At 72.6% G+C, this 22,949-nt stretch carries 23 protein-coding genes and 1 pseudogene; 18 read left to right on the forward strand and 6 right to left on the reverse strand.

Annotated features, from left to right (window positions below; all coding sequences use genetic code 11):
• Positions 1 to 184, forward strand: a pseudogene (locus R7226_RS17435) (glycosyl hydrolase family 8); the annotation flags it as partial.
• A 1-nt stretch (position 185) separates the two neighbouring features.
• Here R7226_RS17435 and R7226_RS17440 read toward each other — a convergent pair.
• A complete protein-coding gene (locus R7226_RS17440; RefSeq protein ID WP_318598512.1) occupies positions 186 to 974 on the reverse strand; it encodes an IclR family transcriptional regulator in 789 nt (262 codons plus the stop codon).
• On the reverse strand, positions 974 to 1,792 hold the full coding sequence (locus tag R7226_RS17445) for an SDR family NAD(P)-dependent oxidoreductase (protein WP_318598513.1): 819 nt from the start codon (positions 1,790 to 1,792) through the stop codon (positions 974 to 976). Before R7226_RS17445 ends, R7226_RS17440 begins: the two co-directional genes overlap by 1 nt.
• A 163-nt stretch (positions 1,793 to 1,955) precedes the next feature.
• On the opposite strand from R7226_RS17445, the gene melA reads away from it, so the two are divergent.
• From melA to R7226_RS17485, 8 genes are read left to right on the forward strand one after another with little or no spacing between them, the layout of a single operon-like run.
• Positions 1,956 to 3,248, forward strand: coding sequence for an alpha-glucosidase/alpha-galactosidase (gene melA, locus R7226_RS17450; protein ID WP_318598514.1), 1,293 nt, complete (start codon positions 1,956 to 1,958; stop codon positions 3,246 to 3,248).
• Complete coding sequence (locus R7226_RS17455; protein WP_318598515.1) at positions 3,245 to 4,054, forward strand: SDR family NAD(P)-dependent oxidoreductase; 810 nt, start codon at positions 3,245 to 3,247, stop codon at positions 4,052 to 4,054. The genes melA and R7226_RS17455 overlap by 4 nt, the downstream gene beginning before the upstream one ends.
• A gap of 26 nt (positions 4,055 to 4,080) precedes the next feature.
• A complete protein-coding gene (locus R7226_RS17460) occupies positions 4,081 to 5,385 on the forward strand; it encodes an ABC transporter substrate-binding protein (RefSeq protein WP_318598516.1) in 1,305 nt (434 codons plus the stop codon).
• A 3-nt stretch (positions 5,386 to 5,388) separates the two neighbouring features.
• The gene (locus R7226_RS17465; protein ID WP_318598517.1) at positions 5,389 to 6,336 is read left to right on the forward strand and encodes a carbohydrate ABC transporter permease; all 948 of its coding nucleotides are present in this window, start codon (positions 5,389 to 5,391) and stop codon (positions 6,334 to 6,336) included.
• Positions 6,333 to 7,157, forward strand: coding sequence for a carbohydrate ABC transporter permease (locus tag R7226_RS17470; protein ID WP_318598518.1), 825 nt, complete (start codon positions 6,333 to 6,335; stop codon positions 7,155 to 7,157). The genes R7226_RS17465 and R7226_RS17470 overlap by 4 nt, the downstream gene beginning before the upstream one ends.
• A 4-nt stretch (positions 7,158 to 7,161) precedes the next feature.
• A complete protein-coding gene (locus R7226_RS17475; RefSeq protein WP_318598519.1) occupies positions 7,162 to 7,563 on the forward strand; it encodes a RidA family protein in 402 nt (133 codons plus the stop codon).
• A gap of 3 nt (positions 7,564 to 7,566) precedes the next feature.
• Positions 7,567 to 8,811, forward strand: coding sequence for an ABC transporter ATP-binding protein (locus R7226_RS17480; RefSeq protein ID WP_318598520.1), 1,245 nt, complete (start codon positions 7,567 to 7,569; stop codon positions 8,809 to 8,811).
• Positions 8,808 to 10,037 (forward strand): alanine racemase, encoded by a 1,230-nt coding sequence (locus R7226_RS17485; protein WP_318598521.1) that lies wholly within the window; start codon positions 8,808 to 8,810, stop codon positions 10,035 to 10,037. Before R7226_RS17480 ends, R7226_RS17485 begins: the two co-directional genes overlap by 4 nt.
• Before the next feature lie 29 nt (positions 10,038 to 10,066).
• On the opposite strand, the gene R7226_RS17490 is transcribed toward R7226_RS17485, so the two are convergent.
• Complete coding sequence (locus tag R7226_RS17490; RefSeq protein WP_318598522.1) at positions 10,067 to 10,723, reverse strand: TetR/AcrR family transcriptional regulator; 657 nt, start codon at positions 10,721 to 10,723, stop codon at positions 10,067 to 10,069.
• 113 nt (positions 10,724 to 10,836) lie between these two features.
• On the opposite strand from R7226_RS17490, the gene R7226_RS17495 reads away from it, so the two are divergent.
• Both R7226_RS17495 and R7226_RS17500 read left to right on the forward strand, forming a co-directional pair.
• Positions 10,837 to 11,286 carry a hypothetical protein gene (locus tag R7226_RS17495; RefSeq protein ID WP_318598523.1) on the forward strand — a complete coding sequence of 150 codons (450 nt, stop codon included), beginning with the start codon at positions 10,837 to 10,839 and terminating at the stop codon, positions 11,284 to 11,286.
• 39 nt (positions 11,287 to 11,325) lie between these two features.
• Positions 11,326 to 12,690 (forward strand): dipeptidase, encoded by a 1,365-nt coding sequence (locus tag R7226_RS17500; protein ID WP_318598524.1) that lies wholly within the window; start codon positions 11,326 to 11,328, stop codon positions 12,688 to 12,690.
• An 8-nt stretch (positions 12,691 to 12,698) separates the two neighbouring features.
• Here the strand turns inward: R7226_RS17500 and R7226_RS17505 are convergent, their stop codons facing one another.
• From R7226_RS17505 to R7226_RS17515, 3 genes are read right to left on the reverse strand one after another with little or no spacing between them, the layout of a single operon-like run.
• A complete protein-coding gene (locus R7226_RS17505; protein WP_318598525.1) occupies positions 12,699 to 13,145 on the reverse strand; it encodes a hypothetical protein in 447 nt (148 codons plus the stop codon).
• Positions 13,146 to 13,155: 10 nt separating this feature from the next.
• Positions 13,156 to 14,751 carry an acyl-CoA synthetase gene (locus R7226_RS17510; protein ID WP_318598526.1) on the reverse strand — a complete coding sequence of 532 codons (1,596 nt, stop codon included), beginning with the start codon at positions 14,749 to 14,751 and terminating at the stop codon, positions 13,156 to 13,158.
• 38 nt (positions 14,752 to 14,789) lie between these two features.
• On the reverse strand, positions 14,790 to 15,776 hold the full coding sequence (locus R7226_RS17515; protein ID WP_318598527.1) for a hypothetical protein: 987 nt from the start codon (positions 15,774 to 15,776) through the stop codon (positions 14,790 to 14,792).
• 191 nt (positions 15,777 to 15,967) lie between these two features.
• On the opposite strand from R7226_RS17515, the gene R7226_RS17520 reads away from it, so the two are divergent.
• The 7 genes from R7226_RS17520 (at position 15,968) to R7226_RS17550 (ending at position 22,908) form a co-directional block, all read left to right on the forward strand.
• Positions 15,968 to 17,806: a diol dehydratase reactivase subunit alpha gene (locus R7226_RS17520; RefSeq protein ID WP_318598528.1), complete on the forward strand. Its 1,839-nt coding sequence runs from the start codon at positions 15,968 to 15,970 to the stop codon at positions 17,804 to 17,806.
• Complete coding sequence (locus tag R7226_RS17525) at positions 17,803 to 18,135, forward strand: glycerol dehydratase reactivase beta/small subunit family protein (RefSeq protein WP_318598529.1); 333 nt, start codon at positions 17,803 to 17,805, stop codon at positions 18,133 to 18,135. Before R7226_RS17520 ends, R7226_RS17525 begins: the two co-directional genes overlap by 4 nt.
• Entirely contained in the window at positions 18,132 to 18,563 is a 432-nt protein-coding gene (locus R7226_RS17530; RefSeq protein ID WP_318598530.1) for a GlcG/HbpS family heme-binding protein, read from the forward strand. Before R7226_RS17525 ends, R7226_RS17530 begins: the two co-directional genes overlap by 4 nt.
• 31 nt (positions 18,564 to 18,594) lie before the next feature.
• Complete coding sequence (locus R7226_RS17535; RefSeq protein ID WP_318598531.1) at positions 18,595 to 19,029, forward strand: diol dehydratase small subunit; 435 nt, start codon at positions 18,595 to 18,597, stop codon at positions 19,027 to 19,029.
• 18 nt (positions 19,030 to 19,047) lie between these two features.
• The gene (locus tag R7226_RS17540; protein ID WP_318598532.1) at positions 19,048 to 20,748 is read left to right on the forward strand and encodes a propanediol/glycerol family dehydratase large subunit; all 1,701 of its coding nucleotides are present in this window, start codon (positions 19,048 to 19,050) and stop codon (positions 20,746 to 20,748) included.
• Positions 20,749 to 20,763: 15 nt separating this feature from the next.
• Complete coding sequence (locus tag R7226_RS17545; RefSeq protein ID WP_404827871.1) at positions 20,764 to 21,342, forward strand: propanediol/glycerol family dehydratase medium subunit; 579 nt, start codon at positions 20,764 to 20,766, stop codon at positions 21,340 to 21,342.
• Positions 21,343 to 21,417: 75 nt separating this feature from the next.
• A complete protein-coding gene (locus tag R7226_RS17550) occupies positions 21,418 to 22,908 on the forward strand; it encodes a GAF domain-containing protein (RefSeq protein WP_318598534.1) in 1,491 nt (496 codons plus the stop codon).
• Positions 22,909 to 22,949: the final 41 nt, after the last annotated feature.

A 22,949-nucleotide genomic window follows, 5' to 3' on the forward strand; every position in this document is an offset into this window, starting at 1 on the left:
CCACCCGGCCGCGCTGGTCGGCGCCGCCGCGGCCGCGCGCGCCGCCGGTGACGCAGGCGCCAGCGACCGGCTGCTGGCGCGCGCCGACGCGTTGGAGGCGCGCGCGCCGTCGTACTACGGCGCCGCGTGGGCGGCGCTCGGGCGCATCATGCTGACGACTGACCTGCTCGGCGGTTGCGACTGAGCTACCCCCGCCGCGTCAGCAGCTCGTGCGCGGCGGTGGTCGCGGCGGCCAGCGATCTGCGCGCCGCGGCGGCGAACTCGCGGCTCCAGCGCGGCGTCGGCGTCGAGACGGAGATCGCGGCGACGACCTCGCCGGCGCCGTCGAGCACCGGCATCGCGACGCAGCGGCAGCCGATCGCGAACTCCTCGTCGTCGGTGCCGTAACCGCGCACACGGACGCGGTCGAGCTCGCCGACGATCTGCTCGACGTCGGTCAGCGTGTGCGGCGTGAACGCCTGCAGCGTCGCCCCCTCCAGGCGGTTGCGCGCGTCGGCCGGGTCGAGCGCGGCGAGCAGCACCTTGCCGATCCCGCTCGCGTGCGCCGGCAGCCGCACGCCGGGCGTCGAGGAGAGCTTCATCGGGTGGGGCGACTCGCTGATCTCCAGGTAGACGGCGTCGGCGCCCTCCAGGCGCGCGAGCTGGACCGTCTCGCCGGTCTGCTCGCGCAGCTGGTCCATCAGCGGCTTCAGCACCGTGCGCAGGTGCTCGACGTCGCGCCGCGCGCGGCCGATCTGCCAGACGCGGATGCCGAGCCCATAGGTCTTCGCGGCGGCGTCGTAGGCGACGTAGTCGCGGTCGATCATCGTCGCCAGCAGGTTGTGGACCGACGACTTCGGCAGCGCCAGCGCGCTGACGATCTCCGAGAAGGTGAGCGCGTCGCGCTCGGCCAGCAGGTCGAGGATCGTCAGCACGCGGTCGGCCGACTTGACCGCGCCGCCGCTGCCGCCGCCGTTCTCGCGCGTGGCTGCCATCAGCCCACCTCGCCTTCGACCCGCATCGCGCCCATCACGTCAAGTCTCGCCTTGAAGGCGGTGTAGCCGCTGTCGATCGGGAAGACGCCGCCGGTCACGACGCGCGACTCGTCGGCGCCGAGGTAGACGGCGAGCGGCGCGATGTCCTCGGGCGTGGCGATCGGCAGCAGGTGCAAGCGATCGATGGTGTCATGCGAGGAGGCGTCGGCGAGCCACGCCTGCTGCGGCTCGCTGGAGACGAAGCTGGGGCAGATCGCGTTGACGCGCACGCCGTCGGGCGCCATCCCGGCGGCGAAGGAGCGCGTCAGCGCCGTCACGCCGCCCTTCGCCGCGGTGTAGGCGTCGAGCCCGGCGACGCCGACGAGCGCGTCGGTCGTCGAGACGAGCACGATCGAGCCGGAGCCCTGTCTCAGCATCTGGCGGCCGACGTGCTTGCAGACGTTGAAGGTGCCGGTCAGGAAGAGGCCGAGGATGCGGTCCCAGATCTCGTCCGGCAGCTCGGTCAGGCGCGCGTCGTGGTCGTTGACGAGCGGCACGTTGGCGGCCGAGTGGACGAGCACGTCGGCGCTGCCGAACGCCTCGACGGTGCGCGCGACGAGCGCTTGCACGGCGCTGCCGTCGGTCACGTCGACCGGCAGCACGAGCGCCTCTCCGCCGCCCCAGCGGATCTGCTCGGCGACCGTCTCGCCGCGCTCCGGCACGAGCTCGGCGAGCACGACGCGGGCGCCCTCGGCGGCGTACGCGACGGCCGTCGCGCGGCCGATCCCCGAGCCCGCGCCCGTCACGATCGCGACCTTTCCGTGCAGCCGTCCGGCCATCTCTCCAACCCTCCGATTTCGTTCGCGTTTGCGAACTCGTGTTCATGAAGCGAAACCACGCTAGCACGCGAGCGACCTTGCGAAGCGCTTGACAGGCCGTTACTGTGCGTTCCGAGGAGAGAAAAACTGTTCACAACAGTGAACTGAACGACTGACGGAGCCCATGCCGAGAATCACCCTCATCGGCGCCGGCAGCGCGACCTTCACGCGCATGCTGCTCGGCGACATCCTGTCCTTCCCAGAGCTGCACGACGTCTCGATCGCGCTGCACGACATCGACCCCGAGCGGCTCGAGACGGCCGAGGGCGTCGCGCGCTGGACGGCACGCGACGCCGGCGCCAGAGCGCGGATCACGACGCACGCCGATCGCGCCGAGGCGCTCTACGGCGCGGACTACGTGATCAACATGGTCCAGGTCGGCGGTCACAGAGCGACCGTCGCCGACTACGAGATCCCGTTGAAGTACGGGCTGCGCCAGACGATCGGCGACACGCTCGGGATCGGCGGCATCTTCCGCGCGCTGCGGACGATCCCGGTGATGCACGGGATCGCGGCCGACATGGCCGCCGGCAGCAGCGACGGCGCCCTGCTGCTCAACTACACCAACCCGATGGCGACGCTCTGCTGGGCGACGTACGCCGGCTCGCCGCAGCAGAACGTGATCGGCCTCTGCCACTCGGTGCAGAACACGACGCGCCAGCTGGCCGAGTGGGTCGGCGTGCCGTTCGAGGAGGTCACCTTCCGCGGCGCCGGCGTCAACCACCAGGCGTTCATCCTCCGCTTCGAGCGCGACGGCGAGGACCTCTACCCGCTGCTCGACGCGAGAATCGCCGCCGACCCGGAGCTGCTGCGCAGAGTGCGGATGCAGATGTACTCGCGCCTCGGCTACTTCCCGACCGAGAGCAGCGAGCACAGCGCCGAGTACCTGCCGTGGCTGATGCGCGACGACGCCGCGATCGAGCGCCACCGGATCGAGGTCGGCGCCTACGTGACGATGAGCGAGGAGAACCTCGACGAGTACCACGAGACGCGCCGCCGTCTCGCCGCCGGCGAGGACCTGCCGGGCGAGCCGAGCATCGAGTACGCCCCCGAGATCATCCACTCGATCGAGACCGGGCGGCCGCGCGTCGTCTACGGCACGGTCGAGAACAGAGGGCTGATCGACAACCTGCCGTACGGTGCGGCCGTCGAGGTGCCGTGCCTGGTCGACGGCGGCGGCGTGCAGCCGACTCACGTCGGAGCGCTGCCGGTGCAGCTGGCGGCGCTCAACCGCACCTTCCTCAACGTCTGCGAGCTGACGGCGCGCGCGGTGATCGACGGCGACAAGCAGCACGTCCGCCACGCCGCGATGCTCGACCCCAACGCGGCGGCGACGCTGTCGCTCGACGAGATCTGGGCGCTCTGCGACGAGCTGACCGCCGCGCACGGCGACCTGATCCCGGAGGCGCTGCGATGAGCGCGATCGAGAACGGCGAGCTGGCGCGCAGCGCGCGCGAGGTGCGGACCGGCACGACCGTCGTCGTCGGCGCCGCGCAGGGGATCGGCGCGACCGTCGCGCAGCGGCTCGCGCGCGAGGCGTGGAGCGAGCGGGTCGTGCTCGCCGACCTCGACGGCGCCGGCGTCGAGCAGGTCGCCGCCGAGCTGCGCGCCGCCGGTCACGACGCGACCGCGCTGCGCGTCGACGTGACCGACGCCGCGCAGGTCGACGCGCTCGTGGCGGCGAGCGCCGACGCGCTGCGAGTCGCGGTCGTCGCCGGCACCTTCTTCCCGACGCCGACGCTGGAGGTGACGCGCGCGCAGTTCGCGCAGATCGTCGACGTCAACCTGCACGGCGCCTACTTCGTCGCGCAGGCGTACGCGCGGCGGATGGCGGCCGCCGGCGGCGGCGCGATCGTCGGCGTCGCCTCGATCGCGGCGACGATGCCGCGCATGCGGCAGGTCGCCTACTGCGCCTCGAAGGCCGCGATCGTGCAGGCGCTGCGCGTGCTCGGGATGGAGAACGCCGCCGCCGGCGTGCGCGTCAACACGGTCTCGCCCGGGCTGACCGACACGCCGATGATGCGGACGGTCGCCGGCGACCACGCCGCCGTGCAGCGGATGGCCGACGGCAGCCCGGAGGCGTTCCGGCCGCGCATCCCCGACGGGCGCGTCGCGACGCCGGGCGACGTCGCTGACGCGATCGCCTTCCTGCTCTCGCCCGAGAGCGGCCACATCACGTTGCAGGACCTCGTCGTCGACGGCGGCGAGCTGCTCGGACGCTGACAAAGCGCTGGAGAGAGGTGGATTCGATGAGACGACTGCTGATCGCCGTGGCGGCGACCGCGCTGCTCGCCTTCGCCGGCTGCGGAAGCAGCGACGACGACGGGGGCAGCGGGGCCGACGGCGGCCCCGTCGAGGTGACCTTCTGGCACGGCCAGAACGACATCATGAAAGACGCATACGACACGCTCGTGGACGAGTTCAACGCGTCCCACCCGGACGTGAAGGTCGACGCCAACTCGGGCGGCGTGCTGGCCGACGAGATGCTGACGAAGCTGACCGCCGGCCTTGCCGGCGGCGCCTATCCCGACGTCGCCTACGTGTTCGGCTCCGACCTCGCGAACATCGCGCGCTCGGACAAGGTCCAGGACCTGACCGAGGCGGTCAGAGACCCCGCCTGGCAGTGGGACGACTTCTTCGCGGGCGAGCGCGAGGCGGCGACCGTCGAGGGCAGAGTGCGCGCCGTGCCGGCGCTCGCCGACAACCTCGGGATCATCTACGACAAGAGACTGTTCGACGCCGCCGGCGAGCCGTACCCCGACGCCGATTGGACGTGGGACGACTTCCGCGCGACCGCGAAGCGGCTGACCGACGAGGACAAGGGCCAGTTCGGCTTCTCGTGGCCCGGCGCCGGCGGCGAGGACACGACCTGGCGGCTGTGGCCGATGCTGTGGCAGCAGGGCGGCGAGATCCTCTCGCCCGACGGTAGAACGGTCGCGTTCGACTCGCCCGAGGGCGTCGCGGCGCTGGAGCTGGTCGGCGAGATGGCGACCGAGGACAAGTCGATCTTCGTCGACTCCGATCCCAACGGCGAGCGCGCGATCAGACTGTTCCAGGGCGGCAAGCTGGCGATGGTCGAGGCCGGCCCGTGGATCCTGCCCGACGTGATCGACGCGAGAGTCGACTACGGCACGCAGCGCCTGCCCGGCTTCGACGGCGACCACACGACGATCTCCGGATCGGACAACTGGGTGCTGTTCGACAACGGCGACGAGCGCGCCAGAGCGGCGCAGGAGTTCGTCCAGTGGCTGACCGCCAGAAGACAGGACCTCGCGCTCGTCAGAGCGCTGCAGACGCTGCCGCTGCGCGCCAGCACCGCCGCCTCGCCGCAGTACAGAAGGCTGGCGGCGCAGATACCCGGCACCGACGTCTTCGCGGCCGCGCTCGACACCGCTCGCGCGCGCCCGTCCCTGCAGGTCTACCCGGAGATCTCCAAGAACGTCGGGGAGGCAGTGGTCGCGGTCCTGCTCGGCCGTGCCGACGCGCAGGAGGCGCTGGAGGCCGCCGCGCAGAGAAGCGACGCGCTGCTCGCGGGAGCCGGGGCGGGAGGCTGACCGATGGCCGCCGCCGCACCTGTCGCACCCCCGGCTCGCCGTGCAGCGGCCGCGCCGGCGCCCTCGTGGCGCCGGCGCGTCTTCGGCGAGCACCCGAGCGCGTGGCTGTTCATCCTGCCCTCGACGCTGCTGATCCTCGGCTTCAACTTCCTGCCGATGGCGTGGGCCTTCCTGCTGTCGCTGCAGAGATCTGACCTCGTCACCCCGGCCGAGTGGATCGGCCTCGACAACTACCGCGCGCTGTTGAGAGACCCGACCTTCGGCGACGCCGTCCAGCACACGTTGGTCTACACGGCGCTGTTCGTGCCGCTGAGCGTCATCGGCGGGCTCGCGATCGCGCTGATGCTGAACCGCAGAATCCGCTTCATCGGCGTCTACCGGACGCTCGTCTTCGTCCCCTTCATCATGTCGGCGGCGGCGCAGGGGGTGCTGTTCAGCTTCATCCTCGACCCGCAGTACGGGCTCGCCAACGCGGCGCTCGACGGCGTCGGGATCGCCAGACAGGGCTTCCTGCAGGATCCCGGGCAGGCGCTCTACGTGCTCGTCGGGATCGGCCTCTGGGGCGGGCTCGGCTTCTGCGTGATCGTCTTCCTCGCCGCGCTCCAGGACATCCCCAGAGAGCTGCTCGAAGCGGCCTCGATCGACGGCGCGCGGCGCTGGGCGACGCTGCGCAAGATCGTGCTGCCATCGCTGCGGCCGGTGACGATCTTCCTGCTCGTGTGGCAGACCTTCCAGGCGTTGCAGCTGTTCGACCTCGTCTACGCGACCTCGCGCGGCGGCCCGCTCGGCGCCACGACCGTCGTCGTCTACTACGTCTACGAGCAGGCGTTCCAGTTCTTCCACGCCGGCTACGGCTCGGCCGCGGCGTACGTGCTGGCGCTGGCGATCTTCGCGCTCGGCGGCACGCAGCTGGCGGTGCGGGCGCTGCGGCGCCGGAGGGCGGTCGCATGACGCTCCGCCGCCTGCCGTTCAGCCCCTGGCATCTCGTGCTGGCGCCGCTGGCGCTGCTGTTCGCGGCGCCGCTGATCTGGCTGTTCCTGACCTCGTTCATGAGCAACGCGCAGATCAACCAGTTCCCGCCGACGATCATCCCCGACGCGCTGCACCTGACCGGCTACGACTACGTCCTCTCCAACGGGCTCTTCCCGCGCTGGTTCCTCAACTCGGCGATCGTCTCGGCGGCCGCCGTCGCATCGAACCTCGTGCTCTGCTCGCTGGCGGCCTACGCCTTCGCGCGGATGCGCTTCCGCGGCTCCAACGTCGTCTTCGGGCTGATGCTGACGACGCTCGTGATCCCGTTCCAGCTGACGATGATCCCGACCTTCCTGATCATGAAGGAGCTGGGGCTGATCGACTCGCTCGGCGCGCTGATCGTGCCGGGGCTGGTGTCGGCGTTCGGGATCTTCCTGTTGCGGCAGTTCTTCGTCTCGCTGCCGAGAGAGCTGGAGGAGGCGGCGCGGATCGACGGCTGCTCGCGCCTGACGGTGCTCGTGAAGATCGTGCTGCCGCTCGCGCGGCCGGCGCTGACGACGCTGGCGGTGCTGACGTTCCTGACCGTCTGGAACGACCTGACGTGGCCGCTGATCGCGATCTCCTCCGACGAGAACTACACCCTCCAGCTGGGGCTGACGACCTTCCAGGGCCAGCACCGCACCGAGTGGGCGGCCGTGATGGCCGGCGACGTGCTGACGACGCTGCCGGTGCTGATCGCCTTCCTGCTCGCGCAGCGCACGTTCATCCAATCGCTCACCTCGAGCGCCGTGAAGGGCTAGACCGATGAAGCAAGCAGTCCATGGCACGACCCCCGCCGCTCCCTACTCGCCCGGCATCCTCGCGCGCGGCACGATGCTGTGGGTCGCCGGGCAGGGCCCGCTGCGCGACGGCGCCGTCGTCGCCGGCACGATCGAAGCGGAGACGCTGCTGACGCTCTCGAACGTGGAGGCGGTGCTGCGCGACGGCGGCGCGACGGTCGCCGACGTCGTGCGCGTCGGCGTCTACCTCGCCGACCTCGACGACTTCGCCGCGATGAACGCCGTCTACTCGGAGTTCTTCCGTTCGCGCGGCGGCGACGGCGTGCCGCTGCCGGCGCGCACCACGATCGGCGCCGCGCTGCTCGGGATCAAGGTCGAGATCGACTGCGTCGCGGTGCTCGGCGGACTCGGGGACGGGGAGGGCTGAGCGGTGGGCGCGATCGAGATCGACGCCGTCTCGAAGGTCTACGACGGCGGCGTCTGCGCTGTCGACGCGGTCGAGCTGGAGGTCGCCGACGGCGAGTTCATGGTGCTCGTCGGGCCCTCCGGCTGCGGCAAGTCGACGCTGCTGCGGATGATCGCCGGGCTGGAGGAGGTGACTCACGGCGCGATCCGCATCGGCGGGCGCGACGTGACACGCTTGCAGCCGCCCGACCGCGACATCGCGATGGTCTTCCAGAACTATGCGCTCTACCCGCACATGACGGTCGCCGAGAACCTCGCCTTCGGGCTGCGCCAGCGGCGCACGCCGAAGGAGGAGGTCGCGCGGCGCGTCGACGAGGTCTCCGGGATGCTCGGGCTGGAGGAGCTGATGGCGCGCAAGCCGGTCGCGCTCTCCGGCGGCCAGCGTCAGCGCGTCGCGATGGGGCGCGCGCTCGTGCGCGAGCCGGCCGCCTTCCTGATGGACGAGCCGCTCTCCAACCTCGACGCGAAGCTGCGCGCCTCGATGCGCGGCCAGCTCGCGCGGCTGCACGAGCGCGTCGGCACGACGACGGTCTACGTCACCCACGATCAGGTCGAGGCGATGACGCTCGGCCAGCGCGTCGCGGTGATGCGCGGTGGCGTGCTGCAGCAGTGCGACGTGCCGCAGGAGCTGTTCCGCCGGCCGGTCAACCTGTTCGTCGCGGCCTTCATCGGCTCGCCGTCGATGAACCTCGCCGACGCGGTGGTGGGGGACGGGGTCGTGCGCTTCGGCGAGCACGCGATCGCGCTGCCGGAGGGGTACGGGCTGGCGGGCTCCGACGGCGCTGAGCGACGCGTGGTGCTGGGGATCCGGCCGACCGACCTGGAGCTGGCGGGGCCGTCGGTCGACCCGTCGTGGCCGCGGATCGCGGTGACGGTCGAGGCAGTCGAGGAGCTGGGCGCGGAGACGCACGCGATCTTCGCGCTGGAGGCGCCGAGAGTGACGGCGGAGGCCGTCCAGGAGGCCGCCGACCAACGCGACCCCGATGACGGCACGCTGCTCGCCGACGACCGCCGCGCCCGCTTCACGGCGGCTGTTCACGGCCGGCACGCGGTGCGGGCGGGGGAGCGCATCGAGCTGGCCGTCGACCATCGCGCGCTGCACGTCTTCGATCCGGTGAGCGGCGATGCGCTGTCGCTCGGCCTGCGGCCTCGGACAGCGTCGGAAGATCTCGCCCAGGGGGCTCGTTCTTCCAGCGGAGGTGTCGCGTGAGCGGCGCCGGCGGGCTGCGCGACGCCGGCGCGCGCGCGGCTCGCTGGGAGGACGCGATCGGCCGTCACGTCTCGGAGCTGGAGACGCCGGTCGTCGTCGCCGACCTCGATGTGGTCGACCGCAACGTCGCGCGCGCCGCCGCCTACGCGCGCGAGCGCGGGCTGGCGCTGTGGCCGCACCTGAAGACGCACAAGACGGTCGCGCTCGCCGCGCGTCAGCGCGACGCCGGCGCGGCCGGCTTCACGGTCGCCAAGACGCGCGAGGCGGAGCTGTTCGCGGCCGCCGGCTTTGGCCCGCTGCTGCTGCACTATCCGGCGTGGGGGACGGCGAAGTGGGAGCGGCTCGCGCAGGTCGCGGGTCAGGTGCCGCTGACCGTCGCGCTCGACTCGCTGGCCGCAGCCGAGGGCCTCGACCGCGCCCTCCGCGCTCGCGGCACGAGCGCGGAGGTGCTGATCGAGCTGGACGCCGGCATGCGCCGCACCGGCGTCGGCGGCGCCGCCGAGGCGCTGGCGTTGGCGGAGGGGGTCGAGCGACTCGCGCCGGCCGGTGGCGCGGCCTCGCACAGCGCGGGCGGGGCGCCGATGAGCAGCGCGCCGAGCGGCGCGAGCGCGAGCGGACTGCGCGTCGCCGGCATCTCCTGTTACCCCGGCCACGTGCGCGGGACGCTCGCCGAGGTGCGCGACGGACTCGCGCGCGTCGAACAGCTGCTGCGCGCGACCCGCGACGCCTTCGCGGCCGCCGGCATCCGCTGCGACCGCGTCTCCGGCGGCTCGACCGCGACGCTCTTCCTCGCGCACGAGACGGTGATGACGGAGGTGCGCGCCGGCAACTACGTCTTCCTCGACCGCAGCGAGGCGCGCGGCGCCTGGCAGGAGGACGACGCGGCGCTGCAGGTGCACGCCTCGGTGATCTCCACGAGCGTCCCGGGGCGGATGGTGCTCGACACCGGCTCCAAGACGCTCGGCGAGGCCGGCGCGCCGGCCGGCCTGACCGGCTGGGGCCGGTTGACGACCGCGCCCGGCGCGGAGGTCGTCTCGCTCAACGAGGAGCACGCCGTCTGCGAGCTGCCGCCTGAGCTGGCCGCGACCGCCCGCGTCGGCGACCGCCACCAGCTCGTCCCCAACCACGCCTGCACCTGCGTCAACCTCCACGACGCGATCCTCGCCGCCCGCAACGGCGTCGTCGAAGAGGTCTGGCCGCTGCTCACGCGCGGCGAGGTGCGCTGAACCGTCGGAGGACCGTCATCTGGCACCCCTCAGCGGGGTGCGGGATGACGGTCATCGACCGGCACCGCCGCCAGGTAGGCGGCGAGCATGGCGACCGTCGCGGCCGTCCAGGCGGCCGGCGGGCGGTCGGCGGCGGGGTGGATGACGAGCGTGTGGGTGATCGACTCGACCGTCTGCACGACCAGGCGCGCGGCAAGCTCCGGATCGGCGACGCGCACCTCAGGGCAGGCGCGCAGCCACGCGGCGATCGCGTCGGCGGCCTGCGTGGCGAGGCCGTCGAGACGGCGGCGCAGCGCCGGTGGCCGCGGTGCCTCCTCGAACAGCACGCGGTGGAGCGCCGGGCGGTCGGCGTGCAGCGCGACCATCGCCGCGACGAGCGCTTGGAGGCCGTCGCGGAGGCCCGGCGACGAATCGCCCGCCAACCACCCCGCGAGCGGCGCCAGCGCCGCCTCTCCCTCCGCGACATGGCGCTCGACCAGCGCCAGCAGGATCGCGTCCTTGCTCGGGTAGTACTGGTAGAGCGAACCGATCGAGACGCCGGCGCGCGCGGCGATCCGGTTCGTCGTGCCGGCCGCGTAGCCGTGGCGCTCGAAGACCTGAGCAGCCGCCTCCAGCAGCGCCTCGACCGTCTCGCGCGAGCGCGCCTGACGCGGCTGTCTGCGGGCTCTGAGGGATCTCGTCGGCATCGGCGGAGGCGCCCGCGAAACGCGAGTAGCGCAAACGCGAGCTATTGCTCACACTACGCGCTTGGGGCGGCCGCCGCACGCGGGTCGCTGAAACTCCGGCGAGAGGAGGCCGCATGGCCGTCGTCCGCGTCTCCACCGACCTGCCGCTCTCCGCCGAGCGCGCCTGCGCGCTCGCGCGCCGTCCGGCGCTGTTCGCCTTCGTCGTCAAACCGGTCTTCCGCGTCACGGGCCTTCCGCGCGACCGTGACTTCGAGGCGAGCGCGGCGCCCGGCGACGAGCTGAGCGCCCGCCTGTGGTGGTTCGGCGCGATCCCGGCCTGGCGCCACCACCTGCGGATCGTCACGCTCGAGCCGCGCGAGCTGTTCACGAACGAGCGCGGCGGCCTGCTGCGCAGCTGGAACCACCGCCTCACGTTCGAGCCGCGCGGCGACGCGGCCTGCCGCTACACCGACGAGGTGACGCTCGACGCCGGGCCCGCGACGCCGCTCGTGTGGCTGTTCGCCCACGGCCTCTTCCGCTGGCGCCAGGCGCGCTGGCGGGCGCTCGCGCGGGTCATCGCGTAGCGTCTGCCGCGACCGACCGCGACAGGCACGGAGGACCGGATGCTGGCCGAGACGATCAGAGGGTTGATGGGGAGCGCGCGCGACGATCTGGCGGCGCTGGTCGCGTTCAGATCTGTCGCCGATCCGCAGCAGTTCCCGGCCGAGGAGTGCATCGCGGCCGGGCAGTACGTGATCGACCGCTTCAAGGCGCTGGGCTTCGACGACGCCCGCTTCGAGCAGACCTCCGACGGTCACCCGGCCGTCTTCGGCACCGCCGCCGGACCGCTCGGCGCCCCGACCGTGCTGCTCTACTGCCACTACGACGTGCAGCCGCCGCTCGGCGACGACGACTGGGAGTCGCCCGTCTTCGAGCTGACCGAGCGCGACGGCCGCTGGTACGGGCGCGGCGCGGCCGACTGCAAGGGCAACATCGCGCTGCACCTGACCGCCCTGCGCGCGCTCAGGGGGACCGGCGACGGCGCGTACCCGGTCAACCTGAAGCTGATCTCCGAGGGCGCCGAGGAGCAGGGGACCGACGGGATGGAGCGGCTCGTACGCGACAACCCCGAGCTGCTGCGCGCCGACGCGGTGATCGTCGCCGACACCGGCAACGTCGCCGCCGGCGTGCCGACGCTGACGACCGCGCTGCGCGGCACCGTGACGGTCGACGTGACCGTCAGAACGCTGGCGACGCCGATGCACTCCGGCATGTTCGGCGGCCCGGCGCCGGACGCGCTCGTCGCGCTCGTGAAGATCCTCGCGACGCTCCACGACGAGCACGGCAACACGACCGTCGAAGGGCTCGACGCGACGCAGCGCTGGAGCGGCGTCGACTACCCGCCGGAGCGCTTCCGCGCCGATGCGAACGTGCTCGACGGCGTCGAGCTGGTCGGCGACGGCGCGCCCGCCGACATGCTGTGGGCGCGGCCGGCGCTGACGGTGCTGGGGATCGACTGCCCGCCGGTCGTCGGCTCCTCGAACGCCGTCCCGGCGGCGGTGCGTGCGCGGCTGAGCCTGCGCGTCCCGCCCGGCACAGATCCCGTCACCGCGCGCGACCTGCTCGTAGCGCACGTCGAGCGCGTCGCGCCGTGGGGCGTGCAGCTGACGGTCGAGCCGGGCGAGGCGGCGCCGCCGTTCGCCGGCTTGACCGGGGGACCGGCCTACGACGCGATCGCCGAGGCGATGCACGAGGCGTACGGGCGCGAGCTGACGACCGCCGGCGCCGGCGGCTCGATCCCGCTCTGCAGCGCGCTCGCCGAGACCTTCCCCGACGCCGAGATCCTGCTGCTCGGCGTGGAGGAGCCGACCTGCCTGATCCACGCCCCGAACGAGTCGGTCGACCCGCGCGAGATCGAGCGGCTGGCGCATGCGGAAGCGCGGTTCCTGCAGCGCTACGCCGAGACGTTCAGCGCGTCGGGCGGGTAGGCGGCTCGTCAGCGCGGGCGCGTCGCGCTGACGCGGCCCAGCGGCGCGCCCGCGACGGGGCGCGCCGTGTGCAGCTGCGCTCGCAGTGCGTGGGCGCCGGCGCGCGTGAGCGTGAAGCGGCTGGTAGAGCCGCGCGCGAGCACGACGGAGCGGGTGCCGACCCGTGCTCGCAGCGCCCGCCCGCCGTCGCGCAGCGCGAAACGATCGAGCGTCAGGCGGTGCATTCCCGCGTGCAGGAACAGCCCGCCGCGCGCGTCGCCGTCCGGCAGCCGCAGCCGGTCGCCGCGCAGGGTCGCCGGATAGACACCGGAGACGATGAAGCCGTCACGGTTGAAGCCGCGCACGAGCGCGCGGTCGAGGTCGATCGTCAACGTCGTGGCCGGCGCCGCCGCGGTGGCGGCGGCGCCGGGCGACGCGGGGACGGTCGCGAGCAGGGCGAGCAGCGGCAGCAGCACGCCCGCGAGGCTACCTCTCCAGCTCCGCCTGACGCAGCTCGATGCGGCGGATCTTGCCGGTCAGCGTCTTCGGCAGGTCGCTGACGAACTCGACCTTGCGCGGGTAGGCGTACGCCGACAGGCGGCCGCGCACGTGGGTTCTGATCGAGTCGGCGAGCGCGTCGTTGCCCTCGAAGCCGTCCGCCAGCACGACGAACGCCTTCACGACGTTGCCCTTCACCGGATCGGGCGAGGCGACCGCGGCGGCCTCGCGCACGGCCGGGTGCTCCAGACACGCGGACTCGACCTCGAACGGGCCGATCCGGTAGCCGGCGGCGATGATCACGTCGTCGGCGCGGCCCTCGTACCAGTAGTAGCCGTCCTCGTCCTCGGAGGCGGCGTCCTTGGTGTGGAACCAGTCGCCGCCGAAGGTCGCCTCGCTCTCCTCCGGGCGGCGCCAGTAGCCGAGCGGGTAGTGCGGGTTGCTCCGCGCGCGCAGGCAGATCTCGCCGCGCTCGCCCTGGGCGACCGGCTTCTCGTCCTCGTCGAGGATCGCGACCTCCCAGCCCGGCATCGGCTTGCCCATCGAGCCGTCGCGCACCTCCATCCACGGCACGTTGCCGACGAGCGGATACGACTCCGTCAGCCCGTAGTAGTCGAGCACGGTGACGCCGTACTGCTCGCGGAACCAGCGGATCGCCTCCGGGTTCAGCGGCTCGCCGGCGGAGCAGACGCGGCGAAAGACCTGCGGGTATCGCGCACCCGCATCCGACAGCGTCATCATCGCCCGCATCGCCGTCGGCGTCGTGAAGACGTTGGTGACCTCGTGGCGCGAGAGGAACGCGAGCTGGTCGGCGGGGTCGAAGCCGCCTCTGCGCTGGAAGACGACCTGCGTGGCGCCGAGGCGCCACGGACCCAGCAGCGGTGCGATCCCGGCCGCCCACGCCCACTCGCCCATGCCGTGGAAGCGCTCGCCCTCCTGCACCTCGTGCGACCAGGTGAACTCCTCGTGGCCGAGGATGTAGCGATGGGCGTGGACGATCCCCTTCGCCAGCCCGGTCGTGCCGCTCGTGTAGTAGAGCTGCGCCGGATCGTCGGCGGAGGTGTCGGTCGCGATGTGGTCCTTCGGCGCGGTCGTCAGCAGCCTCGCGCCGGCCTCGCCGTCGATCACGAAGACGTCGTCGACGAGGCTCGCGTCGAACCGCTCGACGTTGGCGACGTCGGTCACCAGCAGCCGCGGCTCGCTGTCGGCGAGGCGGTGGCGGATCCCCTCGTCGCCGTACAGCACCGACATCGACAGCAGCACCGCGCCGAGCTTCCAGGTCGCGAGGAAGACGGCGGCCGTCTCCGGCGTCGGCGGCAGCACGACGGCGACGCGGTCGCCGCGCCCGACGCCGTGCGCCTTCAGCACGTGCGCGGCCTGGTTGGCAAGGTCCTGCAGCTCGCCCCAGCTGACGTCACGGCGGGCGCCGTCGTAGCGCTCCCAGATCATCGCGAGTCCGTCGCGCGGGTGCTTGTCGCAGACGTCGTGCGCGATGTTGTACCGCTCCGGCACGTTCCAGCGGTGCTCGGCGCGGACCTGCTCGTAGGTCTTCGTGGGAGGGCTCGTCTGGGTGAGGGTGCTCATCTCGTCTCCTTCAACGCGGCGCTCTGTGCGAGTACGGCTCACAGCGCCAGATCGGTCAGCACGATCGCGGTCGTCATGAGCGCGATCGCGAGCGCGGGCGGGTCGACGTGCGTGTCACCGTGGATCAGGAAGAGGCGCGCGCACAGCTCGCCGAGCAGCGCGCCGAGCACTCCGCAGAGCGCGCCGACCGCGACGATCGTCAATACGCTGCCTCCGGCGGCGGCGACGAAACCCGCGGCGACCGCCGCCGGCAACGTCATGTGGTGCGTCACCGGCACCGACGCGCCGACGACCAGCAGCGCCAGCAGGCTCGCCGAGACGCCGAAGCCGATCAACGTCGCCGCGCCGACATAGGCGCTGTCGACGGCGTTCAGCTCGGCCAGCACCCACGCGGAGGCGATGCCGGAGATCAATCCCAGCAGCGCGGCCTGCGACCACGCTCTCTGCCACGGAACCCACGTCGGTTCCGGCTCGGCGGGCAGCGCCTCGGCGCCGAGTGCGTCCGCCTCCTGCGAGCCGCCGGCCATGATCGGCCGCGCGCGGCGCTGCGGGCGGGCGCCGAGCAGGCCGCCGGCGCCGAAGGCGAAGCGCGCCACGACGGCGGTGATGCCGACCGACAGCGCGACGGTGTCGGTGTAGAAGCCGGTCCCGTCGCTCTTGGCGAGCAGCTCGACGAGCAGCTGCTGGATCGCGTAGCCGCCGACGCCGAAGAGGCCGCCGACGACGATCGGGTCGGGCTTGCCGAGACTTGCCAACGGGGTCGCGATGTCGCGTCCCGTCTCCACATAGCCGCGGCGGGCCGCGTAGGCGACGGCGGCGACGGCGCCCGCGAAGGCGACGTGGGGACCGAAGACCGGCCCGAAGGCCATCGTGCCGAGCACGTCCACTCTGCCCCCGGCGAGCGCGACCGCTGCGCCGAGCAACACGATCGCGCCGGTCAGCGCGAAGGCGATCAAGGCGCCGCAAAGCGCGCCGAAGCATCCACCCGCGAACGCAGCGAGCAGCATCGACAGGCTGAAGTCCATCGTTCACTCTCCTCTTTGACGGTGACCCGTCTCTCCGGAAGGCGACGCTACGGCGCACGGTGTTGCAGTACGGCTGCCGAGTGAAAACGTTGCGGATGTGTTGCAGCGGCGCTTGCCGAGCGGTGAAGAACAGGGAAGGATCGCCTGCAGTCGGAGTGGAGTGAATTCCATCCCGCTGAGGAGAGAGAGATATGAACCTGATCGTCGGTGTCGACATCGGGAACTCGACGACTGAGGCATGCGTTGCCATGGTCGAGGGAGGCGATGTCGCCTACCTCGGCTCGGGCCTCGCCGCGACGACCGGCGTCAAGGGCACCGCGCCCAACGTCACCGGCGCCGGTCGCGCGATCGCCCATGCGCTGAGAGCGGCCGGGCGCGCCATGGAGGAGGTCGACGCGATCCTGCTCAACGAGGCGACGCCGGTGATCAGCGGCCTCGCGATGGAGACGATCACCGAGACGATCATCACGGAGTCGACGATGATCGGCCACAACCCGCAGACGCCCGGCGGCGAGGGGCTCGGCGTCGGCGTCACGGTCGCCTTCGACGCGCTCGCGCGGCAGGCGGTCGCGCCCGGCGACGACGCCGTCATCTGCGTGATCCCGGCGAGCGTCGACTTCGAGGAGGCGGCGCTCGTGCTCAACGCGGCCGTCGCGCGCGGCGTCGCCGTCAGCGGCGCGATCGCGCAGCGCGACGACGCGCGCCTGATCGCCAACCGCCTCGCCCAGCCGATCCCGATCGTCGACGAGGTCACGCTCGTCGAGCGCGTCCCGCTCGGGATGGCGGCCGCCGTCGAGGTCGCCGCGCCCGGTCGCACCGTCCGCACGCTCGCGAACTCCTACGGCCTCGCGACGGTCTTCGAGCTGACACCGGAGGAGACGCGCGTCGTCGCGCCGGTCGCCCGCGCGTTGATGGGCACGCGCTCGGCCGTCGTCGTGCGCACGCCCGGCGGCGACGTGACCGACCGCCGCATCCCCGCCGGCACGCTCGAGCTGCACGGCGAGCGGGCGAAGAAGGCCGTCGACGTCAATGGCGGCGCGGCCGAGATCATGGACGCGCTGCGGCGCGTGCAGCCGCTGACCGACGTCGTCGGCGAGGCCGGCTCGCACGTCGGCGGGATGCTCGCCGGCGTGCGCGAGACGATGGCCGACCTGACCGGCGACCCCGTCGACACGGTTCGGATCCGCGACGTGCTCGCCGCCGACACGTTCGTCCCGCGCGAGGTGCGCGGCGGCCTCGCGGGCGAGTTCGCGCTCGAGAACGCGGTCGCGCTGGCGGCGATGGTGCGCACCAGCCGCGGCCCGATCGAGCAGGTCGCCCGCGCGCTGACGGAGGCGACCGGCGTCGAGGTGATCGTCGGCGGCGTCGAGGCCGAGATGGCGGTGCGCGGCGCGCTCACGACCCCCGGCACCGCGACCCCCGTCGCCGTGCTCGACCTCGGCGGCGGCTCGACCGACGCCGCGCTCGCGCTCGGCGACGACGAGGTCTCGACCTACCACGCCGCCGGCGCCGGCGACCTCGTCACGAAGCTGATCGGCTCCGAGCTGGGGATCGAGGATCGCGAGCTGGCCGAGCACGTCAAGACCTGCCCGCTGGCGAAGGTCGAGTCGCTCTTCCACGTGCGGTTGGAGGACGGCACCGTGCAGTACTTCGAGACGGCGCTGCCGGCCGAGACCTTCGCGCGCGTCGTCGCGCTGACCGAGGACGGCGGGATGGTGCCGATCCCGGTCAGCCACGGGCTCGACCGCATCCGCCGCGTGCGCCGCGACGCCAAGCGTCGCGTCTTCGCCGTCAACGCCCTGCGCGCGCTGCGCGAGGTCGCCCAGCACGGCAACGTGCGCGGGATCGACTTCGTCGTGCTGATCGGCGGCTCGGCGCTCGACTTCGAGATCCCCGAGCTGGTCGCCGAGGCGCTCGCCGACCACGGCGTCGTCTGCGGCACCGGCAACGTGCGCGCCGTCGAGGGCCCGCGCAACGCCGTCGCGACCGGTCTGGTCGAGTCGTATGTGCGGGAGCGGGTGCTCGCATGAGCGGCCCGGCTGTCTTCCTGCACGTCGCCGCCGGCGACGGCACCGCCCTGCGCGAGGTCCGCGCCGGTCTCGAGGAGGAGGGCGTCCCCTGCCGCGTGATCGCCGCCGTCGGCGACGCCGTCGCGATCGCCTACAACGCCGCGTGCACCTCGCCCGTCTCCGTCGGCATCGGACTCGACGCCGACCTCGCCTGCCTCCACCTGCCGCAGCTGCCGCCGGATGAGCCGCTGCTGCGCCTGCCCGCCGTCCACGTCCCGGAGCGCCTGCGCGCGCTCGGGCACAACGCCGCGCGCCTCGTCAAGGGCGCGCCGCTGAAGGAGCTGCCATGAGCGCGACACGATCCCGCACCAAGCCGGCGAAGGTGACGCTCGCCGCCGCCGAGGCCGTCATCGCCGCGGCGAAGGAGAAGGCCGAGGAGATCGGTCAGCCGATGAACATCGCCGTCGTCGACGCCGGCGCGCGCCTCGTCGCCTTCGCGCGCATGGACGGCTCGATCATGGCGAGCATCGACATCAGCCAGCGCAAGGCGTACACGGCGATGATGATGAAGCTGCCGACCCACGCGCTCGCTGAGATCACCCAGCCCGGCCAGCCGCTCTACGGCCTCGAGCACTCCAGCGGCGGCCTCGTCACCTTCGGCGGCGGAGTGCCGCTGATCGGCAGAGGCGGCGAGCCGGTCGGCGCGATCGGCGTCAGCGCCGGCAGCGTCGAGCAGGACCAAGAGGTCGCCGAAGCCGGCGCGGCCGCGTTCGCATGACCTCGCTTCCGCGAGCACGAGAGGAATCACGATGAGCCCCGCATCGAACGGCACCGTCACCGCCGCCGACTACCCGCTCTCCGGCCGCCGGCCGGAGCTGCTGCGCACGCCGAGCGGCAAGACGCTCGACGACATCACGCTGGAGGCGGTGCTCGACAAGACCGTCACCGACGACGATCTGCGCATCACGCCGGAGACGCTGGAGCTGCAGGCGCAGATCGCCGAGCAGACCGAGCGGCCGCAGATGGCCGAGAACCTGCGCCGCGCCGGCGAGCTGACGCGCGTACCCGACGAGCGGCTGCTGGAGATCTACAACTCGCTGCGCCCCGGCGCGTCGAGCAAGGAGCAGCTGCTGAGCATCGCCGAGGAGCTGGAAGGGCAGTTCCAGGCCCCGGTCAACGCCGCGCTCGTGCGCGAGGCGGCCGACGTCTACGAGCGCCGCGACTGCCTCGCGGCCGACGACTGATCCCGGAAGGAACCTGCCATGTCCGCCTTGCGAGCACCCGATCCGCAGACCAAGACCTCCAAGCGCACCCAGGCGCTGGAGGCGCGCCCCGTCAACCTCGACGGCTTCGTCGACGAATGGCCCGAGGTCGGCCTCGTCGCGATGGACAGCCCGAACGACCCGACGCCGAGCATCCGCGTGCAGGACGGCCGCGTCGTCGAGATGGACGGCCGCACGCGCGAGCAGTTCGACTTCCTCGACCAGTTCATCGCCGACACCGCGATCGACGCCGCGACCGCCGAGAGATCGATGGCGATCGACGCCGTCGAGATCGCGCACATGCTGGTCGACCCGCGCACGCCGCGCGTCGACGTGCTGCGGGTCGTGCGCGGCCTGACGCCGGCGAAGATCCTCGCCGTCATGAAGACGATGAACGTCGTCGAGATGATGATGGCGATGCAGAAGATGCGCGCGCGGCGCACGCCGAGCAACCAGGCGCACTGCACGAGCGCGCGCGACAACCCGCTGCAGGTCGCCGCCGACGCCGCCGAGGGCGCGCTGCGCGGCTTCGACGAGGTCGAGACGACGCTCGGCATCGTCCGCTACGCGCCGCTGGTCGCGCTCGGCCTCCAGGTCGGCGCGCAGGTCGGCCGCGGCGGCGTGCTGACGCAGTGCGCGCTGGAGGAGGCGACCGAGCTGCGGCTCGGCCTGCGCGGCCTCACGACCTACGCCGAGACGATCTCGATCTACGGCACCGAGAGAGTCTTCAAGGACGGCGACGACACGCCGTGGTCGAAGGCCTTCCTCGCCTCCGCCTACGCCAGCCGCGGCATCAAGATGCGCTTCACCTCGGGCACCGGCTCGGAGGTGCAGATGGGCAGCGCCGAGGGCAAGTCGATGCTGTACCTCGAGATCCGCTGCATCCTGATGGCGAAGGGCGCCGGCGTGCAGGGGCTTCAGAACGGCTCGATCAGCTGCATCGGCGTCCCGGGCGCGGTTCCCGCCGGCATCCGCGCGGTGCTGGCCGAGAACCTCGTCGCCAGCATGGTCGACCTCGAGTGCGCCTCTGGCAACGACCAGACCTTCTCGCACTCCGACATGCGCCGCACGGCGCGCCTGCTGATGCAGTTCCTGCCGGGCACCGACCTGATCTGCTCCGGCTACTCGGCCTGTCCGAACTACGACAACATGTTCGCCGGCTCCAACGTCGACTGCGAGGACTACGACGACTGGAACACGATCCAGCGCGACCTCCAGGTCGACGGCGGCTTGCGCCACGTCGACGAGCGCGAGATCCTCGCGGTGCGCGACAAGGCGGCCCGCGCGATGCAGGCGGTCTTCGAGCAGCTCGGCCTGCCGGCGATCACCGACGCCGAGGTCGAGGCGGTCACCTACGCGCACGGCTCCAACGACCTCCCGCCGCGCGACGTGCTGGAGGACCTCAAGGGCGCGCAGATGATGATGGACGAGGGCATCACCGGCCTCGACGTCGTGCGCGCGCTGGAGGCCGGCGGCTTCCGCGACGTCGCCGAGTCGCTGCTGGCGCTGCTGCGCCAGCGGATCGGCGGCGACCTGCTGCACACAGCGGCGATCGTCGGACACGATGGCGAGGCGGTGAGTGCGGTGAACGCACCGAACGACTACGCAGGTCCCGGCAGCGGGTATCGCCCGGAAGGGGCGCGCTGGGAAGAGATGAAGCGGCTGCGGCACACCGTCAGCCCGAGCAACCCGGAAGCCTGAGGCGGAGGAGACCCGATGACGATGACCACCACCGCACCGCCCGCGCACGATCTCAGATTGACCGAGCTGGGGCCGGCGGCGCAGGGCTCGCGCCACGACGAGGTCGTCGTGGCGCTGTCGCCGGCGTTCGGCGACTTCTTCACGAGAACGATCGTCGACGTGCCGCACGGCAGCGTGCTGCGCGAGCTGTTCGCCGGCGTCGAGGAGGAGGGCGCCTCGCTGCGCGTGATCCGCGTGACGCACAGCGCCGATCTCGCGATCGTAGCGTTCACGGGCGCCAAGCTGAGCGGCTCCGGGATCGGCGTCGGCCTGCTCTCGCGCGGGACGACGGTGATCCACCAGCGCGACCTGCCGCGGCTGTCGAACCTCGAGCTGTTCCCGCAGGCGCCGCTGCTCGACCTGGAGACGTTCCGCGCGATCGGCCGGAATGCGGCGCGTTACGCCAAGGGTGAGACGCCGCAGCCGGTCCCGGTCCGCAACGACTTCATGGCGCGGCCGCGCTGGCAGGCGAAGGCGGCATTGCTGCACAATAAGGAGATGGAGTTCTTGCGAAGCGGCAAGCCCGTGGAGCTCGAAGTCGCGATCGGCCGGTAGCGGGCGCCGGCGAGCAGGACCGAGGAGAGCGAGCGCAGCACCATGCGGAACCCATGGGTCGCGATCGAATCGACTGTGGAGCCACAGTCGCAGGCTCGCCTGATCGCACGCGCGCGTGAGCGCGTGCTGGAGGGCAATCCGCCACCACGGGTGCTGCGCCCCGTCGTGCTGGAGTCATGGCAGCGCTCGGCGAAGGCCGGCGTCTACGCGGAGCGGGAGGAGCTGCCGCCGCAGCTGACGGCGGAGGAGCTGGAGGAGCGACGCGCGCGCCATCCGCTGGCGGTCGCGATGCCGCTGATCCGCTCGCTGCTGGTCGACGTCGCCGAGGACGCCCGCCACGTCGTCGCCGTCTGCGACGTGACCGGCCACCTGCTGTGGGTCGAGGGCAGCCGCGCGACCCAGCGGGCAGCGATCGAGATCGGCTTCGTGCCAGGATCGGACTGGTCGGAGGGCACGACCGGCACCAACGCGCCGGGCACGGCGCTGGAGGCCGACCATCCGATCCAGGTCTTCGCCGCCGAGCACTACCACGCCACGCACGCCTCGTGGATGTGCGCCGCGGCGCCGATCCACGACCCCGAGGACGGCACGCTGCTCGGCGCCGTCGACCTGACGGGATCGTTCGACACCGCCCATCCCTCGACGCTGGCGCTCGCGAACGCGACCGCGAGAGCGGTCGAGGCCCACCTCGCGGCGCTCGCCGCGTGGAGAGACGCGGCGGCGCTGGAAGCGGCGCGCGGCCACCTCGGCACCGGCGCCACGGTGACGGTCGTCTCGCCGGGCGGCCGCCTGCTCGGCGACGACCTCGGGCGCCGGCGCGTGCCGCCGCCGACCGAGGCCGGCCGCCTGCGGATAGGGCGGACCGTCGTCGAGGCCGAGCAGCTCTCGGCCGTGCCGGGCTACTGGGTGCTGCACCCGCACAGCCGCCGTCGCGCGCCGTCGCTGTTGGAGACCGGCGCCGGCGGCCGCGCGCTCGCCGCCGCCGGCACGCTCGACCTGCGCCTGCTCGGCACGCCCGCCGACGCGCTCGTCGCCGACGGCAGGCGGCTGACGGTGACGCCGCGCCAGCTGGAGATCTGCGCGCTGCTGGCGCTCCACCCCGACGGCCTCGGCAGCGGCGAGCTGCGCGAGCTGCTGTACGGCGAGGTCGACGTCGCCGACGTGACGATCCGCTCGGAGCTGTCGCGGTTGCGGCGCACGCTCGGCGCGGCGCTGGCGGCGCGGCCGTATCGCTTCGCGGCGCCGGTCGCGACCGACGTCGAGCACGTCGAGCGGCTGCTGCACAGCGGCGACCTGCGCGCCGCGGTGCAGGCGTACGCGGGGCCGGTGCTGCCGGCGTCGCAGTCGCCGCGGATCGTCGACCTGCGCGACCAGCTGCACTACGAGCTGCGCGCTGCGCTGCTGGCCAGCGACGACGCCGACGCGCTGTTCCAGTGGATCCGCGCCCCGCACGGCGCGCGCGACGCCGCCGTCGCGCGCCGCCTGACGACGCTGATCTCCGCCCGTGACCCGCGCCGCGCGACCGCGGTGGCGGTCGTCGAGGCGGATCTGTTCGCGCGGCGGTAGACGAAGCGGCGCGCGTCCGGCGCGCCGCGACCTGAGCAGTG

Origin of the sequence: Conexibacter stalactiti (assembly GCF_033542075.1) — a bacterium.
GTDB lineage: Bacteria > Actinomycetota > Thermoleophilia > Solirubrobacterales > Solirubrobacteraceae > Conexibacter > Conexibacter stalactiti.

Excerpts from the sequence above, each read along its gene's own strand:
- R7226_RS17495 (WP_318598523.1), top strand. The coding sequence starts at position 10,837 with ATGGCCGTCGTCCGCGTCTCCACCGACCTGCCGCTCTCCGCCGAGCGC.
- R7226_RS17510 (WP_318598526.1), bottom strand. The coding sequence starts at position 14,751 with ATGAGCACCCTCACCCAGACGAGCCCTCCCACGAAGACCTACGAGCAG.
- R7226_RS17475 (WP_318598519.1), top strand. The coding sequence starts at position 7,162 with ATGAAGCAAGCAGTCCATGGCACGACCCCCGCCGCTCCCTACTCGCCC.
- R7226_RS17535 (WP_318598531.1), top strand. The coding sequence starts at position 18,595 with ATGAGCCCCGCATCGAACGGCACCGTCACCGCCGCCGACTACCCGCTC.
- R7226_RS17465 (WP_318598517.1), top strand. The coding sequence starts at position 5,389 with ATGGCCGCCGCCGCACCTGTCGCACCCCCGGCTCGCCGTGCAGCGGCC.
- R7226_RS17440 (WP_318598512.1), bottom strand. The coding sequence starts at position 974 with ATGGCAGCCACGCGCGAGAACGGCGGCGGCAGCGGCGGCGCGGTCAAG.
- R7226_RS17490 (WP_318598522.1), bottom strand. The coding sequence starts at position 10,723 with ATGCCGACGAGATCCCTCAGAGCCCGCAGACAGCCGCGTCAGGCGCGC.
- R7226_RS17460 (WP_318598516.1), top strand. The coding sequence starts at position 4,081 with ATGAGACGACTGCTGATCGCCGTGGCGGCGACCGCGCTGCTCGCCTTC.
- R7226_RS17455 (WP_318598515.1), top strand. The coding sequence starts at position 3,245 with ATGAGCGCGATCGAGAACGGCGAGCTGGCGCGCAGCGCGCGCGAGGTG.
- melA (WP_318598514.1), top strand. The coding sequence starts at position 1,956 with ATGCCGAGAATCACCCTCATCGGCGCCGGCAGCGCGACCTTCACGCGC.
- R7226_RS17500 (WP_318598524.1), top strand. The coding sequence starts at position 11,326 with ATGCTGGCCGAGACGATCAGAGGGTTGATGGGGAGCGCGCGCGACGAT.
- R7226_RS17470 (WP_318598518.1), top strand. The coding sequence starts at position 6,333 with ATGACGCTCCGCCGCCTGCCGTTCAGCCCCTGGCATCTCGTGCTGGCG.
- R7226_RS17520 (WP_318598528.1), top strand. The coding sequence starts at position 15,968 with ATGAACCTGATCGTCGGTGTCGACATCGGGAACTCGACGACTGAGGCA.
- R7226_RS17545 (WP_404827871.1), top strand. The coding sequence starts at position 20,764 with ATGACGATGACCACCACCGCACCGCCCGCGCACGATCTCAGATTGACC.
- R7226_RS17540 (WP_318598532.1), top strand. The coding sequence starts at position 19,048 with ATGTCCGCCTTGCGAGCACCCGATCCGCAGACCAAGACCTCCAAGCGC.
- R7226_RS17525 (WP_318598529.1), top strand. The coding sequence starts at position 17,803 with ATGAGCGGCCCGGCTGTCTTCCTGCACGTCGCCGCCGGCGACGGCACC.
- R7226_RS17530 (WP_318598530.1), top strand. The coding sequence starts at position 18,132 with ATGAGCGCGACACGATCCCGCACCAAGCCGGCGAAGGTGACGCTCGCC.
- R7226_RS17515 (WP_318598527.1), bottom strand. The coding sequence starts at position 15,776 with ATGGACTTCAGCCTGTCGATGCTGCTCGCTGCGTTCGCGGGTGGATGC.
- R7226_RS17445 (WP_318598513.1), bottom strand. The coding sequence starts at position 1,792 with ATGGCCGGACGGCTGCACGGAAAGGTCGCGATCGTGACGGGCGCGGGC.